The organism is Gracilibacillus sp. HCP3S3_G5_2, assembly GCF_052063305.1.
Classification (GTDB): domain Bacteria; phylum Bacillota; class Bacilli; order Bacillales; family Amphibacillaceae; genus Gracilibacillus.
The window spans coordinates 159,715-175,912 of record NZ_JBQHXU010000002.1 but is presented as its reverse complement, the minus strand read 5'-3'; the positions used below and the strand labels follow the sequence as shown (position 1 = coordinate 175,912).

18 protein-coding genes and 1 other annotated feature are annotated in these 16,198 nt (G+C 35.2%); of the genes, 17 read left to right on the top strand and 1 reads right to left on the bottom strand.

The features are described 5' to 3' along the window. Nucleotides 1-3: 3 nt before the first annotated feature. The 7 genes from ACTNEP_RS03285 to sigG all read left to right on the top strand — a co-directional run bounded on the left by ACTNEP_RS03285 (nt 4) and on the right by sigG (nt 6,569). Nucleotides 4-729 carry a DUF881 domain-containing protein gene (locus ACTNEP_RS03285; protein ID WP_441160208.1) on the top strand — a complete coding sequence of 242 codons (726 nt, stop codon included), beginning with the start codon at nt 4-6 and terminating at the stop codon, nt 727-729. Further along, a complete protein-coding gene (locus tag ACTNEP_RS03280) occupies nt 729-1,097 on the top strand; it encodes a small basic family protein (RefSeq protein WP_441160207.1) in 369 nt (122 codons plus the stop codon). The genes ACTNEP_RS03285 and ACTNEP_RS03280 overlap by 1 nt, the downstream gene beginning before the upstream one ends. 142 nt (nt 1,098-1,239) lie before the next feature. Further along, nucleotides 1,240-2,529 carry a cell division protein FtsA gene (ftsA, locus tag ACTNEP_RS03275; protein WP_441160206.1) on the top strand — a complete coding sequence of 430 codons (1,290 nt, stop codon included), beginning with the start codon at nt 1,240-1,242 and terminating at the stop codon, nt 2,527-2,529. Between the two features lie 69 nt (nt 2,530-2,598). Beyond that, a complete protein-coding gene (gene ftsZ, locus ACTNEP_RS03270) occupies nt 2,599-3,744 on the top strand; it encodes a cell division protein FtsZ (RefSeq protein ID WP_441160205.1) in 1,146 nt (381 codons plus the stop codon). Nucleotides 3,745-4,058: 314 nt separating this feature from the next. Then, nucleotides 4,059-4,949: a sigma-E processing peptidase SpoIIGA gene (gene spoIIGA, locus ACTNEP_RS03265; RefSeq protein ID WP_441160204.1), complete on the top strand. Its 891-nt coding sequence runs from the start codon at nt 4,059-4,061 to the stop codon at nt 4,947-4,949. Between the two features lie 27 nt (nt 4,950-4,976). Further along, the gene (gene sigE / locus ACTNEP_RS03260) at nt 4,977-5,696 is read left to right on the top strand and encodes an RNA polymerase sporulation sigma factor SigE (RefSeq protein ID WP_441160203.1); all 720 of its coding nucleotides are present in this window, start codon (nt 4,977-4,979) and stop codon (nt 5,694-5,696) included. Nucleotides 5,697-5,789: 93 nt separating this feature from the next. Continuing rightward, nucleotides 5,790-6,569 carry an RNA polymerase sporulation sigma factor SigG gene (gene sigG, locus ACTNEP_RS03255; RefSeq protein ID WP_441160202.1) on the top strand — a complete coding sequence of 260 codons (780 nt, stop codon included), beginning with the start codon at nt 5,790-5,792 and terminating at the stop codon, nt 6,567-6,569. Between the two features lie 252 nt (nt 6,570-6,821). Here sigG and ACTNEP_RS03250 read toward each other — a convergent pair whose 3' ends face one another. Further along, nucleotides 6,822-6,995 carry a YfhD family protein gene (locus ACTNEP_RS03250; protein ID WP_441160201.1) on the bottom strand — a complete coding sequence of 58 codons (174 nt, stop codon included), beginning with the start codon at nt 6,993-6,995 and terminating at the stop codon, nt 6,822-6,824. A 132-nt stretch (nt 6,996-7,127) separates the two neighbouring features. Here ACTNEP_RS03250 and ACTNEP_RS03245 point away from each other — a divergent pair, with 132 nt between their 5' ends. The 10 genes from ACTNEP_RS03245 to ACTNEP_RS03200 all read left to right on the top strand — a co-directional run bounded on the left by ACTNEP_RS03245 (nt 7,128) and on the right by ACTNEP_RS03200 (nt 16,041). Next, on the top strand, nt 7,128-7,421 hold the full coding sequence (locus ACTNEP_RS03245) for a YlmC/YmxH family sporulation protein (RefSeq protein WP_441160200.1): 294 nt from the start codon (nt 7,128-7,130) through the stop codon (nt 7,419-7,421). 61 nt (nt 7,422-7,482) lie between these two features. Further along, nucleotides 7,483-8,280: a peptidoglycan editing factor PgeF gene (pgeF, locus tag ACTNEP_RS03240; protein ID WP_441160199.1), complete on the top strand. Its 798-nt coding sequence runs from the start codon at nt 7,483-7,485 to the stop codon at nt 8,278-8,280. Between the two features lie 22 nt (nt 8,281-8,302). Continuing rightward, nucleotides 8,303-8,995 (top strand): YggS family pyridoxal phosphate-dependent enzyme, encoded by a 693-nt coding sequence (locus tag ACTNEP_RS03235; RefSeq protein ID WP_441160198.1) that lies wholly within the window; start codon nt 8,303-8,305, stop codon nt 8,993-8,995. Further along, complete coding sequence (locus ACTNEP_RS03230; RefSeq protein WP_441160587.1) at nt 8,995-9,429, top strand: cell division protein SepF; 435 nt, start codon at nt 8,995-8,997, stop codon at nt 9,427-9,429. The genes ACTNEP_RS03235 and ACTNEP_RS03230 overlap by 1 nt, the downstream gene beginning before the upstream one ends. Before the next feature lie 8 nt (nt 9,430-9,437). Next, nucleotides 9,438-9,722, top strand: a complete 285-nt coding sequence (locus ACTNEP_RS03225; RefSeq protein ID WP_441160197.1) for a YggT family protein — start codon at nt 9,438-9,440, stop codon at nt 9,720-9,722. Nucleotides 9,723-9,730: 8 nt separating this feature from the next. After that, nucleotides 9,731-10,504, top strand: a complete 774-nt coding sequence (locus ACTNEP_RS03220; RefSeq protein WP_441160196.1) for an RNA-binding protein — start codon at nt 9,731-9,733, stop codon at nt 10,502-10,504. A gap of 85 nt (nt 10,505-10,589) precedes the next feature. Next, a complete protein-coding gene (locus ACTNEP_RS03215) occupies nt 10,590-11,102 on the top strand; it encodes a DivIVA domain-containing protein (RefSeq protein WP_441160194.1) in 513 nt (170 codons plus the stop codon). Nucleotides 11,103-11,161: 59 nt separating this feature from the next. Next, nucleotides 11,162-11,382: a binding site (T-box leader), on the top strand. 399 nt (nt 11,383-11,781) lie between these two features. Beyond that, the gene (ileS, locus tag ACTNEP_RS03210) at nt 11,782-14,541 is read left to right on the top strand and encodes an isoleucine--tRNA ligase (RefSeq protein WP_441160193.1); all 2,760 of its coding nucleotides are present in this window, start codon (nt 11,782-11,784) and stop codon (nt 14,539-14,541) included. A gap of 115 nt (nt 14,542-14,656) precedes the next feature. Next, the gene (gene lspA / locus ACTNEP_RS03205) at nt 14,657-15,130 is read left to right on the top strand and encodes a signal peptidase II (protein WP_441160191.1); all 474 of its coding nucleotides are present in this window, start codon (nt 14,657-14,659) and stop codon (nt 15,128-15,130) included. Continuing rightward, nucleotides 15,127-16,041, top strand: coding sequence for an RluA family pseudouridine synthase (locus ACTNEP_RS03200; protein WP_441160190.1), 915 nt, complete (start codon nt 15,127-15,129; stop codon nt 16,039-16,041). The genes lspA and ACTNEP_RS03200 overlap by 4 nt, the downstream gene beginning before the upstream one ends. Nucleotides 16,042-16,198 lie beyond the last annotated feature (157 nt).

Genomic DNA, 16,198 nt, shown 5'->3' with positions numbered 1-16,198 from the left:
GATATGAAGAAAATCTTTAGGCAACAGCACTTTATGATAGGAATAGTTTGTTTATTGATCGGCTTTATGGTTGCGATATTATTTAATACCAATCACCAAACTACAAATCGTGATACGAGAGACACCTGGGAGATAAGAACAGCATTGATAGAAGAGCAAAAAATCCAACAAAGCCTTTATATGGAGATAGCAGAAGCAGAAAATACGCTTCAGGAGTATCAGGAACAAACAGAACATCAACAAATTGAATCATTAAAAAACTCCATTGAACAATTAAGAGAACAAGCTGGATTAACAGAAAAAAAAGGACAAGGTCTTATCATTAAGTTGGAACCACTTTTCTTAGATGAAGAATATCAAGAATTTCCTAAAATAGACGCAGAATTACTTCAATTATTTATAAACGAATTGAATGCTGCAGGAGCAACAGAAATGGCTATTGAAAACCAGCGGATTATTAATATAACACCGATAAGAGATGTGAATGGTAATATATATGTAAACAATAGTTCGATTGGAGATTTGCCAACTGAAATGCGTGTTCTTACTGAAGATGCTGAACAAATAAACAATCATATAGAGGCTAGTGAAATAGGTGACTATTTCGCGTTAGAAAATATTTTAATTAGTCTTACAGAACAAAGTGAAATCATACTGCCAGCGTATGATGACCAGATTGAGTTACAAGATGTAGATATCGTTGATGTCCAAGAAGAAGGTGAAGGCTAATGTGGTTACCGGCATTGTTTTTAATAATTGGTTTATTGCTAGGGTTTATGACAAATATGACGATACCGGAGGAATATGCCAATTATTTATCAATTGCTGTATTAGCAGCTTTAGACACATTATTTGGCGGTATAAGAGCTCAATTGGATTCGAAATTTGATCAAAGAGTATTCATCTCTGGCTTTTTTTTCAATGTTTCGTTGGCAGCATTTTTAGCCTTTTTAGGAGTTCAGCTAGGAATAGATTTATACTTAGCTGCAATCTTTGCATTCGGAGTAAGATTATTCCAAAATTTAGCTATTATAAGAAGGTTGTTATTAGAGAAATATTATCTATATCGAAAAGCCAAAAAAGAGCTTAATTCATAATTTTTAATATTTTTCCGGTAAATTTACATATATTCATGTAAAAATATTGTATTTTTTATTATAATAGTGTTTAATACAGTTTATTATACTAATAATATATGAAATGAATCGTAGTTTAATGCATTGAAATAGGAGGTGCCTTATGGATAACGGTGAAATTCTAGTCAGCTTGGATATAGGTACATCAAAAATAAAAGTTATCATTGGAGAAATTCAAAGTGATTCATTAAATGTAATTGGTGTTGGTACGGCAAAGTCTCTAGGTATGAAAAAAGGAGCTATTGTTGACATAGATGAGACTGTTCATTCAATCCGTACAGCGGTTGAGCAAGCTGAACGTATGGTAGATATACATATTGATCAAGTAATTGTTGGAATTAATGGTAATCATGTCCAGCTACAACCATGTCATGGAGTGGTTGCAGTATCTAGTGATAATAAAGAAATTTCGGAAGAAGATATACATCGTGTAATGGATGCTGCACAAGTTATGTCGATTCCACCTGAAAGAGAAATAGTGGATGTAATACCAAAGCAATTTATTGTTGATGGATTAGACGAAATTCGTGATCCAAGAGGGATGATCGGAGTTCGCTTAGAGATGGAAGGTACCATTATTACATGTTCGAAAACGATGTTACATAATATCTTAAAATGTGTAGAAAAAGCAGGACTAAATGTTATGGATATTTGCTTGCAGCCATTAGCAACTGGTGAAGTAGCACTATCTCAAGACGAGAAAAATTTAGGTGTTGCTTTACTTGATATTGGTGGTGGAAGTACAACTGTGTCGATATTCGAAAATGATGGATTGGTCGCTACTAGTGTAATACCACTAGGTGGAGATAATATTACAAAGGATCTTTCTATTGGATTACGCACAACATCAGATGAAGCAGAGGATATAAAACTCGATCATGGCCATGCATTTTTTAATGATGCCAATGAAGAGGAAGTTTTTGACGTGAATATCATTGGTAGCAATCAAAGACAAACATATAATCAGCTAGATTTAACTGAAATAATCGAAGCTAGATTAGAAGAAATTTTAGTATATAGTGCACGTGAGATTCAAAAAATGGGTTATGATGAAATTCCGGGTGGCCTGGTACTCACAGGTGGTTCGATGAGTATGCCTGGGGCTGCTGATCTAGCACAGGATATTTACCAAAGTAATGTCAGAATTGCAATTCCTGATTACATAGGGGTGCGTGAACCACAGTTTACAGCAGGTATCGGTATCTTGAAATTTGCGTATAAGAATGCGAAAATACAAGGGAAAGAATTCTCTGATGCTGTTACAGTTGAACGAGAAAAAGCACCTCAAATAGAAGAAAAGCCAAAAAGGGTAAAAAAGACAACTAATAAACAAAGTGTAAAAGAAAAGAAAGAACCTAAATTAGCAAACTTCTTCAAATATTTCTTTGACTGAGAATAATGAAGAAAAGGAATACGTGGGAAAAGACAGACTATTAATCTAGCAAAAATGGGAGGAAATGGTATGTTAGACTTTGATACGAATATGGATCAGCTAGCTACGATAAAAGTAATCGGTGTAGGCGGTGGAGGAAGCAACGCTGTTAACCGAATGATAGAGCATGGTGTTCAAGGTGTTGAATTTATTGCAGTAAATACAGATGCGCAAGCATTAAACCTTTCAAAAGCAGAAGTTAAGATGCAAATTGGTACAAAATTAACGAGAGGTTTAGGCGCTGGAGCAAACCCTGAAGTTGGAAGAAAGGCTGCAGAAGAAAGTAAAGAACAGATTGAAGAAATTCTTAAAGGATCTGATATGGTCTTTGTTACAGCTGGTATGGGCGGTGGAACCGGTACAGGTGCAGCACCAGTAATTGCTCAGGTAGCGAAAGAATTAGGAGCATTAACAGTAGGAGTTGTTACTCGTCCGTTTACTTTTGAAGGCAGAAAAAGATCAACCCAAGCTGTTTCAGGAATTGATGGATTAAAAAGTAGCGTAGATACCTTGATTGTTATTCCAAATGATCGATTACTAGAAATAATTGATAAGAACACACCTATGTTAGAAGCATTCCGTGAAGCAGACAATGTTTTACGCCAAGGTGTACAAGGTATTTCTGATTTAATTGCGACACCTGGATTAATTAACGTTGACTTTGCCGATGTAAAAACAATTATGGCTGATAAAGGTTCAGCATTAATGGGTATCGGAGTTGCGACAGGTGAGAGTAGAGCTGCAGAGGCTGCCAAGAAAGCTGTTTCTTCGCCATTATTGGAAACTTCAATTGATGGTGCGCACGGTGTACTTATGAACATTACAGGTGGAACAAATCTAAGCTTATATGAAGTTCAAGAGGCTGCAGATATTGTGACCTCAGCTGCGGATCAGGAAGTGAATGTCATTTTCGGTTCAGTAATAAATGAGGAATTGAAAGATGAAATTGTTGTGACTGTTATTGCGACAGGCTTTGATGAGTCGCAAATGAAAACTACACAAAACAAACCCAAATCTGTTTTACATTCCAATACTAACAGTAGAGAAAAACAACAAGAAAAAGCACAGGAATCAGCTAATCCAACTGCTACTTCTTCTGTTTCATCGAGACCAAAACAAGAAGAAGATACATTAGATATTCCAACTTTTTTAAGGAATCGTAATAGAAGAAGATAGACATCATTACCATCTAGTTTAAAACCCGTTTCAATCAACCATTGAAACGGGTTTTTTGGTGTTCTAAAAAACAAATACACATCCTCTTAAATGGGGAAGCAACCCTCCAAGAGATAGAGGTCTTAACATTCTTTTTTATTTCAGAGATTTGATTCAACAAGATTATGGATTTTTTCTGAAAACTAGATGTTTTTTGCATACAAACTGTGACAGACTTCTTTCTTTCTTTTCTTTATACTTAGTAGACAAGAAATGCTTCTTTTATCAACACCCTAATAAGTCACACTTTACATTAGTTGGAAAGGAAGGACATAGTGGTTGTTTATGTTGAAATAATATGGCTACTCAATTTTATGATTGATTGGATGATTCTGTTACTAACTCAATCGATTACTAAACATATAACCAAGTGGTATCGAATAGTAATAGCCAGCTTTTTTGGTTCCTTAATTGTACCGTTATCCTTTATCTTTCCAACATTTCCAATTGATTCGTGGATATTAAAGATTGTTCATTCCTTTATTATCATTTGGATTGCTTTTGGTTTTCAGAATGTGGCTATTTATTTAAAGTTATTGTGCTCATTTTACTTTATGACATTTTCAATAGGTGGTGGCTTATTTGCCATTCACTTTTTATTTTCAACTGAAGACTACTTATCTACACAGGGCATTGCATCTGATCAAATACATGGATTATTCGTCGTAATCGGGTTCCCTATCATCTATTTTTTTACAAAAATCCGAATGGACAAGCACAAAATGGAACAGTTTCAGCATGAGTTTTATTACAGCGTAAAAATTAAATGGAAAGATAAACAGGTGGAGACCACGGGTTATTTGGATAGTGGAAACCATTTAATCGATCCGTTTACCCAAACCCCTGTCATTATTGTCGATCAAACAGTTCTTGAGAATTGGCTGGATGAGCAGGAAATAATGCAATTGCAAATGTCTTTTCAAAACTTGATGGACGAAGGAATTGACCATTTCTCCTCAACCACTTTTCGAATTCTACCTTTTCAAGGGGTAGGTGGACAACATGATTTTATGATTGCTTTTAAACCTGATGTACTTCACATACATACGAAAAATATCCAGCTTACAAATAAGAAGGTTTTGATTGGTATTCAATTTGGAACTTTAGTCGCTGATAACAGTTACCATTGTTTATTACACCCTAAATTATTTCAACAAACAGGGTGATATTATATAGGATAAGGAGTGGAAGGAATGCTAATCGAACAACACAAATATAAAATGATTTTTTACAAAATTCTAAAGAAAATGGGCTTTAATGTAGCAGAACTTTACTATATTGGGGGAAGTGAAGCATTACCGCCACCGTTATCTAAAGAAGAGGAATATGAATTAATTAATCGATTGCCTGTAGGAGATAAAGCTGCTAGAGCAGTCCTTATTGAGAGAAACTTACGTCTTGTTGTATACATTGCTAGGAAATTTGAAAATACTGGTATTAATATTGAGGATTTAATAAGTATCGGAACAATAGGATTAATTAAAGCCATCAATACGTTTAATCCGGAAAAGAAAATTAAGCTAGCTACTTATGCATCAAGATGTATTGAAAATGAAATATTAATGTACCTTCGCAAAAATAATAAAATTAAAACCGAAGTTTCATTTGATGAGCCATTAAACGTGGACTGGGATGGTAATGAACTCTTGCTTTCAGATGTGTTAGGGACGGATGAAGATGTAACATTTAAAGATTTAGAGCAGAGTATAGATAAAACATTATTACGAAAAGCGTTAGATCAACTAAATGGAAGAGAAAGACAAATTATGGAGTTAAGATTTGGTTTAGTTGACAAGGAAGAAATGACACAAAAAGATGTGGCAGATTTGCTAGGAATTTCACAATCCTATATATCTCGTCTAGAAAAAAAGATCATTAAAAGGCTACAAAAAGAGTTCAATAAAATGGTTTAATTAACACAAATGGTAAATGATGGATGATGCATAAAAAACTCCCGATTGGTGATACTGACTTTTGAGAAGGATCTCCAATTGGGAGGGTATTAAATGACAAGACATAAAGTAGAAATTTGTGGGGTAGATACAGCAACCTTACCAGTATTAAAAAATGAAGAAATGAGAATTCTTTTTAGGGAAATGCAGAATGGGGATCAATCTGCAAGAGAAAAATTAGTTAATGGAAATTTACGATTAGTATTAAGTGTTATTCAAAGATTTCATAACCGAGGAGAGTACGGTGATGATTTATTTCAAGTTGGTTGTATCGGGTTATTGAAATCAATTGATAATTTTGACTTAAGTCAAAATGTAAAATTCTCCACCTATGCTGTCCCAATGATTATCGGTGAAATTAGACGTTATTTGCGTGATAACAATCCGATAAGAGTGTCAAGATCATTACGAGATATAGCATATAAAGCGCTGCATGCAAGAGAGAAATTATTAAACAAAACGTCAAAGGATCCTTCTCCCATGGAAATTGCTGAAGAATTAGATGTACCGGTTACGGATGTTATTTTTGCTCTTGATGCAATCCAAGATCCTGTATCTTTATTTGAACCTATTTTTAATGATGGTGGAGACCCTATTTATGTAATGGATCAAGTAAGTGATGAAAATGTAAAAGATAATGACTGGATTAATCATTTATCAATAAAAGAAGGAATGCAGCGGTTAAACAAACGTGAAAAAATGATACTTAACAAACGCTTTTTTCAGGGAAAAACACAAATGGAAGTTGCTGAAGAGATCGGTATTTCACAAGCACAAGTGTCACGATTGGAAAAAGCAGCAATTAAAGAAATGAATAAAGAAATGTTTGAATAGAAAATCGGAGCAAAACCAATTGAGTTTTGCTCCGATTTTACGTTAGATAATAACTATAGAAAGAGCTGGAAGGTTGCTTCACCCACGGAAACAAGTACGCATTTACTCAAGCACAAATCGCTTTCGTAGTGATTTCTATGACGTTGGCCATGCATTCAATGAAGTCTAAAATGAAAGAAAGCCTATTTTAAACAGCCTTATTTCACAGTTTATGTATTTTTGTCTGGTTATTATAAAAGAAGCGATGATATTTCATCGCTTCTTTGCTCTTTGATCGGCTTTTTCCCCTCGTTCTTTTGCTTCTAAGTCTTCTGCATCAGCAAGTTCATTAGTAAATTCTACATCGATTCCATCTGTTTGTTCAGCTTTAGGTGTCTGTGCTAATGGGTTTCTTGTTGTGTTTTTCTTGTGTTCATCTCTACCCATATTTTTCACTCCCTCATTTATTGAATTACATTTAGTATTTGCAAATAACAACAGAACATGTTCGATTTTTATTGTCATAAACACCATATTTTAAAAGTGAAGACATATATTGATATAAAGGAGGAGGAGAAAATGATAACATTATCCGCTTTACAAATGAAAGATATTGTGTATATAGAAGATGGAACAAAAATAGGGAACTTAACAGATATTGAAATAAATGTTGATATGGGTAGAATTACAAACTTAGTCATAGCAACAAAAACAAAAACATTTGGGGTTTTTGGTGAATCACGTGAGATTCTTATACCATGGGAACATGTCATGAAAATAGGACATGATGTGATATTAGTAAAAAAGAATGGAAATTACCCTACTCTTCAAGTACAAAAAAATGAAGATTCCTCGACTTCATATCAGCAATAACGACATGGAACTGTATTGATCATTCAAAATATGATAAAATGAGGTAAATAGGAGGGGTATGATGACAGAACCCTTTGTACAGTCCGAAGATAAAGGCATATTATGGATTAATGAATGGATGAAGGACGCCAATATTATAGCTGGTTTTACAACACGGGAAGGTGGTGTGAGTTTACCACCATACCATAGTAATAACCTAGGTTTTCATGTAGAGGATAATCCGACTGACGTATTACAAAACCGAAAGCAATTAGCCGACATTATCTCTTTTCCACTGGATAAATGGGTAATGGCTGACCAAGTTCATGGTAATCAAGTAAAAGTCATGAAATCGAAAGATAGTGGTAAGGGAGCGTTCACAAGGGATGATGCTATCCCACAAACAGATGGTCTAATCACAAAGGAAAAAAACGTGTTGTGCACCTCTTTATTTGCTGATTGTGTACCCTTATTTTTTGCGGATAGAAAGAAGGGTACGGTTGCCATTTCACATGCAGGTTGGAAAGGAACTGTCTCCAATATTGCTAAAGAAACAGTTAATCACTTTAAACAACTGTCCTCAGTCACAAACGATATTGAAGTGATTATTGGACCTAGTATCTGTAAAGCCTGCTATCAAGTTAATGATCAAGTCATTCGTCATATAGATGCAAAATATGCAGATTCTTATCAAGGCTCAAATGGTCAATACCAGTTAGATTTAAAATATTTAAATTATCAATTATTAGTAGACGCAGGAATATCACCTGATCATATACATATATCAACTTATTGTACCTCCCATCATTCAACATTTTTCTCTCATAGAAGAGACCATCATCCTACCGGAAGAATGATGGGATTTATTGGGTTAGTTTAACTATGGTGGAAGGAGCTTGAGCATGACAGTAGCCGAAAATCTTAATCAAATACAGAAAAATGTTAAACATGCATGTAACAAAGCCGGACGAGCCCCTGAAGATATCACCATTATTGGGGTAACGAAATATGTTACAATAGAAAGAGCAATCGAAACGATTCACTCTGGTGTCCTACATTTAGGCGAGAATCGAATGGAAGGGTTTATAGAAAAGCATGATCATATTGGCGAACAAGCAATATGGCATTTTATCGGTACGTTACAATCTCGAAAAGTGAAGGACATTATTAATAAGATAGATTATATTCATTCATTAGACCGAAAATCATTAGCGAAGGAAATTAATAAACGAACAGACAAGCCTATTAAATGCTTTGTTCAAGTGAATGTTAGTGGTGAAGAGTCAAAGCATGGACTACAACCAGAAGAAGTAGCATCTTTTATAGAAATGTTAGAAGTCTATCCCAATATTAAAGTAGTCGGTTTGATGACAATGGCACCACATATTGATGATGAAAATATATTGCGTGATGTATTCCGTTCTCTACGCATCTTAAGAGATGATATCCAAGAAAAAGGTTGGCATCATGCGCCGTGTCAATATTTATCAATGGGAATGAGTAATGATTATCATATTGCGATCGAAGAAGGTGCTACTCATATCCGTATTGGTTCTAGTCTTGTAGGACCTTATGAAGATAGGGGTGATAAATGATGAGTATGAAGGGTAAATTCCGTAATTTTTTTGGGATCGAAGATGAGGAATATGAAATTGTCGAAGAGGAAGTAGAACAAGATTATCAACCACAGAGGCGAAGTGAAAAGAAAGATGAAAAACCTAATGTTGTAAGTTTAAAGTCGGTTCAAAAAAGTGCTAAAATGGTTTTGTTTGAACCAAGATCATTTAATGAAGTACAGGATATTGCGGATCATATCGTTAATCGAAGATCTGTTGTTATTAACTTACAACGAGTTGATACACAGCAGGCAAGACAAATTATTGATTTTTTGAGTGGAACAGTTTATGCTGTATCTGGTCAAATTAAAAAACTAGGTTCACAAACCTTTTTATGTACCCCAGAGAACATTGAAATCTCAGGGAATATAACAGAAATTATGGAAGAATCAGATCCAGAACAAAGGTGGTAATGAATGAAATGGGATTGTTACATCAGATTTTATATTATGCGATGACTTTTTACACATATGCGATTATTATTTATATTTTAATGTCATGGTTTCCGGGAGCTAGGGAATCATCATTCGGGCAAATGCTTGGTTCTATTGTAGAACCATATTTAGAGCCGTTCAGAAAAATTATTCCTCCGATTGGTGGTATGATTGATATTTCCCCTATTGTGGCAATTTTTGTATTGCAATTTGCAATGCGAGGATTAAATTTTTTATTCATTAACCTTCTTACTGTTGTCTTCAGTATATAGGTGGTCATATGGATTTATATCAGCATTTCAGAAAAGAGGAATATCCTTTTATTGATCAAGTATTATCATGGCGTGATGAAGTAACCACACGTTATGAGAGAAAGATAAGTGATTTCCTTCATCCACGTGAACAAAAAATTGTGGAGATGATTATAGGTAATAATGAAGAATTACAATTGTCCTTTTTCGGTGGATGGGAATTTGCAGAAAGAAAGCGTGCTGTTTTAGCACCTTTTTATGAACAAATAAATGAGACAAGCTTTGAAGTAGAGTTATTACAAACAAAATTCCCCCAAAAGTTTGTTTCCATTGAACATCGTGATGTTCTGGGAGCCTTCTTATCAGCTGGTATCAAGCGAAAAAAAATGGGTGATATTGTTATAAAAAACGATATCATTCAAATTCTCGTGGCATCAGATATAACTAAATATCTGATTACTAATGTAACGTCGATTAAGAAGGCAGGCGTTTCTTTTGAGAGCATCGCCATGTCTGAACGTCTGCCTTCGCAAGATAAGTGGCAGTCACGAATAGCTACCTGTGCGTCATTACGGTTAGATGTAATCATCAAGGAAATATATCAAATATCGAGGCAACAAGCATTGAATGTTATTAAAAAAGGACTGGTGAAAGTCAATTTCCAAACGATCGATCAACCATCCTTTCAGCTGGAAGAAGAAGATTTAATATCGATTAGAGGAAAAGGCAGATCCCGAATTATTGCATTACAAGGTCGCACAAAAAAAGATAAAATTAGAATCGAGTTTGAAAAATTATTATAGATTTTTGTAAATTTTTTTAGTAATTTGTCAAAAAAGTATGATAAGATATTGTATAACGAATGACATCCAATAGGAGGTGGCCAAAGTGCCTTTAACACCGCTCGATATTCATAACAAGGAATTTGCCAGAGGATTTAGAGGTTATGATGAAGATGATGTAAACGAATTTCTTGATCAAGTTATTAAAGATTATGAAACAGTTATCCGTGAGAAAAAGGATTTAAAAGAACAAGTGGATCACTTAAATGAAAAGCTTAGTCATTTCTCTAACATTGAAACCACTTTAAACAAATCGATATTAGTTGCACAAGAAACCGCAGAAGAAGTAAAAGAAAATGCTCGAAAAGAATCGAAACTAATCATAAAAGAAGCAGAAAAAAATGCAGACCGTATTATTAATGAAGCACTTCATAAATCAAGATCAATCGCATTAGAAGTAGAAGAATTAAAAAAACAGGCTAAAGTATTCCGAACAAGATTAAAAATGTTAATAGAAGCACAGCTTGATTTGCTGGAAAATAATGATTGGGAACAATTATTTGATATGGACATCGAAAATGAAGAAGAATTGGAAAAAGAAGAGGCCAATCAATATTAAATCTTGACGGAAGTAGAGATTTTACATATAATTTTTACTACAAACTTTTTATAAAATAATTAAATACTATGATTGGGAAGAGTATGTTAAGTGTACTAAAAAAGCGAGTTAGGGATGGTGTAAGCCTAATTTAGAACCTTAATAGAAGATCACCCATGAGTAGTTACACTGAACTATAGTAAGTGTAATCGAGTCATTCACGTTACGAATAGCTGAGTGGATAGCACTATAACTTTTGTTATCTATAAGGGTGGTACCGCGAGAACTCCTCGTCCCTTTCCGGGATGAGGAGTTCTTTTTTAGGATCAGACACCCAAAAAAAGTTTGCAAAATCCATAAACTGTGGAGTTTGACTTACTTACTTCCATTCTTAAAGGAGTACTTGCAAATGCTATGGGACAATACTTCCCTTTCCGAGGAGGCTGAGGCTGTGCTGTTCCTGTAGGAGTCTACGTATTTTCCCTTCGCTTAGTGTAGTGTACTGATTTACGAAAGCGATTTTTGCTTGAATAGATGTTACGCTTGTGCCCTTGGGTGAAAGCGGAGCATTCTGCCGAAGCAAATGGTAGCTCTCATCAAAATGCAGAATGGAAGCAAGCTACACTATAGTGAATGTTGATTAGTCATAGTTTTTATCTATTTGTAATCAGAACTAGTGTGAATATAAGGAGGATTTAAATTGGAATATAAACAAACATTGAATATGCCACAAACGGAATTTCCGATGCGTGGAAATTTACCAAACAAAGAACCAGATATGCAAAAAAAATGGGATGAAGAAAAACTATATGAAAAAGTGCAACAAAGGACTGAGGGAAGACCATTGTTTGTATTACATGATGGACCTCCATATGCCAATGGTGATATCCACATGGGGCATGCACTTAACAAAGTACTAAAAGATTTTATTGTTAAGTATAAATCGATGTCAGGCTTCCATGCACCATATGTGCCAGGATGGGATACACACGGTCTACCAATCGAGCAAGCACTTGCTAAGAAGAAAGTGAACCGCAAAAAAATGACGATTGCTGAATTTAGACAAAAATGTGCGGAGTATGCTTTAAAACAAATTGATAATCAACGTAATCAATTTAAACAATTAGGTGTCAGAGGAGACTGGGATAATCCATATATTACTTTAAACAAATCGTACGAAGCAGCACAAATTAAAGTGTTTGGAGAAATGGCCAAGAAAGGGTACATTTATAAAGGTTTAAAGCCTGTTTATTGGTCCCCTTCATCAGAGTCTGCCCTAGCAGAAGCTGAAATTGAATATCAGGATAAACGCTCTGCCTCTATTTATGTAGCATTTGATGTGAAAGACGGTAAAGGTTTATTGGACGGTGATGAAAAATTCGTTATTTGGACAACGACACCGTGGACACTTCCAGCAAACATGGCAATCTCTGTCCATCCTGATCTTGAATATGCGGTGGTCAAAGTATCTGATGAAAAATATATTGTGGCACATGATATGCTAAATGATGTAAAAGAAACACTTGAGTGGCAAGAAGCAGAAGTTGTTCAAACATTTAAGGGGAAAGAAGCAGAAAGATTAGTCGCACAGCACCCGTTCTATGATCGTGAATCATTAATTATTTTAGGTGAGCACGTTACTACTGAAAGTGGTACGGGACTTGTTCATACTGCACCTGGGCATGGTGAAGATGACTTTATTGTCGGTAAGCAATATGGTTTAGATGTCCTGTGTCCAGTAGATGAAAAAGGGGTATTTACCGCTGAAGCGCCAGGTTTTGAAGGCTTATTCTATGATGCTGCTAACAAACAAGTAACCGAAAAACTCGAAGAAAATAATGCGTTGTTAAAACTAGAGTTTATTACACACTCTTATCCACATGATTGGCGTACGAAAAAACCAACTATTTTCCGTGCAACCAACCAATGGTTTGCCTCTATTAAAGATTTCCGTGAAGATATCTTAGCGGAAATTAATCGGATTAATTGGTTGCCAAAATGGGGGGAAACACGCCTATTTAATATGGTACGTGATCGTGAAGACTGGTGTATTTCCAGACAACGTACATGGGGTGTCCCAATTCCGGTATTTTACGGTGAAGATAAAACACCAATCATTAATGACGAAACGATCAACCATGTAGCCAAATTATTTGAAGAGCATGGATCTAATATCTGGTTTGAGTGGGATACGAAAGATTTACTACCGGAAGGCTTCTCATCTGAACACAGTCCAAATGGAAAATTCACGAAAGAAATGGACATCATGGACGTATGGTTTGACTCTGGTAGCTCTCATGAAGGCGTATTGGAAGGAAGAGAAGAGCTACAACGACCTGCTGATATTTATTTAGAAGGTTCAGATCAGTATCGTGGATGGTTTAACTCATCTATTTCAACAGCTGTCGCAGTAACAGGTAAAGCTCCATATGAAACAGTAATCAGTCACGGTTTCGCATTAGATGGTCAAGGTCGTAAAATGAGTAAATCAGTAGGGAATGTAGTGGTGCCTTCTAAAATCATGAAGCAATATGGTGCAGATATTCTGCGCTTATGGGTAGCTTCTGTTGATTATCAGGCAGATGTTCGTATATCTGATGAGATTATTAAACAAACGTCAGAAGGGTACCGTAAAATTCGAAATACGTTCCGCTTCTTACTTGGTAATTTATCTGATTTCACACTAGCAAATCGTGTAGAAGAAGCAGACTTGGAAGAAATCGACCGTTACATGTTATATCGTCTGCAACAAGTAATTGACAGGTCACGTAAAGCATATGATGAATATGATTTTTCAACGGTATATCAAACCATCCATCATTTTTGTACGATTGACTTAAGCTCCTTCTATTTGGATTTTGCGAAAGATATCCTTTATATTGAAGCAGCAGATAATCATAGAAGACGCAGTATTCAAACTGTATATCATGAAATTATTACTTCATTGGTAAAATTGCTGACACCGATTTTAACTCATACAATGGAAGAGGTATGGAGTTACATCCCAGATGTTGAAACGGAAAGTCCGCAATTAACAGATATGCCAGAAGTAAAAGAAATCAAAGACCAAGAACAATTAGCTGCTAAATGGTCCCTATTTATGGAAGTACGTGATGACATTCTAAAAGCATTAGAAGAAGCACGTGCAGAAAAAGTAATTGGTAAATCATTAGAAGCTTCTGTTACCATCAAAGCAAATGATGATAAGGTGGCGACATTATTAGCGGAAGTACCATACTTGCATCAATTGTTAATTGTCTCTCATATTGAACTTGTTGAGGAACTGACAGATGGTAAAAAGTTTGAGCATGTTACACTAACAATTACCAAACATAAAGGTGAAACATGTGAACGTTGCTGGGTAATCTCAGATACAGTTGGGGAGGATCCAGATCATCCAACGTTATGTACACGCTGTGCAACAGTTGTAAAGGAAAACTATGCTGGACTAGCAGAATAATGATTTAAAAGCAACTATCCTTTTACATAGGGTAGTTGCTTTTTCAATGCTATAGATAATGGTATAATGTTAAAAGTATTGATAGTGTTTGTAATGAAATTTCCGGAGGTAGAATATGTGGCGAGTATATGCAGTAGCATTAGCAGTTATTATGGTGGACCAATTAACAAAATGGCTTGTAGTAACAAATATGGAAATTGGAGAACGAATAACAGTTATTGAATCCTTTTTTTATTTAACATCACACAGAAATTCAGGTGCAGCATGGGGAATATTGCAAGGCCAGATGACATTCTTTTACATCATTACTTTGATTGTAGTAGCCTTTATTATTTACTATATTCAAAAGTTCGGCAAGGAGAGTAAATGGCTTAGACTTGCTTTAGCTCTTGTTCTAGGAGGCGCGATCGGTAATTTTATAGATCGCTTGTTCCGTCAAGAAGTAGTCGATTTTTTTGATGTGTATATTGGGGCATATGATTATCCAATATTTAATATTGCTGATTCTGCTTTAGTAGTAGGAGTTATTCTTATTTTTATCTATACACTTTTAGATGAAAGAAATAAAAGAAGGAGCAACCAGAAATGAGTGAGTTTTCTTATTTAGTAAAAGTAAGTGATCAAGGGATGCGAATAGATAAACTTCTAGTCAATATCACAGAGGACTATTCAAGATCACAGATTAAAACATGGTTTGAAAAAAATTTAGTACGCGTAAACGGGAAGCCAGTGAAGCAAAATTATAAGTGTCAAACAGATGATGAAATTGAGTGGCAAGTACCAGAAGCAGAGCCGTTAGATGTAGAGGCAAAAAATATCCCAATTAATATTATCTATGAAGATGAGGATATTTTGGTTGTCAATAAAGAAAGTGGAATGGTTGTTCATCCTGCTGCTGGCCATCAGGAAGACACTTTGGTCAATGCATTGTTGTACCATTGTGATGATCTATCCGGTATTAATGGGGTAAAAAGACCCGGAATTGTTCATCGAATTGATAAAGACACAAGTGGTTTATTAGTAGTAGCTAAACATGATATAGCACATGAACGATTAGCGGATCAGTTGAAAGAGAAAAAAATTAGTCGGAAATATAAGGCGATCGTTCATGGTGATGTTCCTCATGAATATGGATCAATAGAGGCTCCAATAGGACGAAGTGAAAAAAATCGACAATTAATGGATGTTACTGAGAAAGGCAAGCCTGCTGTTACTCATTTTGAAGTGATCGAAAGGTTGCATGGCAAGTTTACGTTTATTGAATGTAAACTGGAAACCGGAAGAACACATCAAATTCGAGTGCATATGAAATATATTGGTTACCCTTTAGTAGGCGATCCGAAATATGGTCAGCGAAAAACAATTGACGTGGATGGTCAAGCATTACATGCTTATCATTTAGCCTTTGAGCATCCAATGAAAAAAGAACAAATGGAATTTGAAGTACCTATACCTGTTAAATTTGCAACAGTATTAGAAAATATCCGAAAAAGTTATTGACTTCCCGGACAGATTTTGACATAATATAACCAATATCATAAAGACCTTTAAAGACAGTCCCGTGAGACTGAAAAGGAATCGGATCAACATGCTATAGGTATGTCCAAAACCCTTATTCTCTCACGGAGAATAAGGGTTTTTTCATTAAAACACGGAA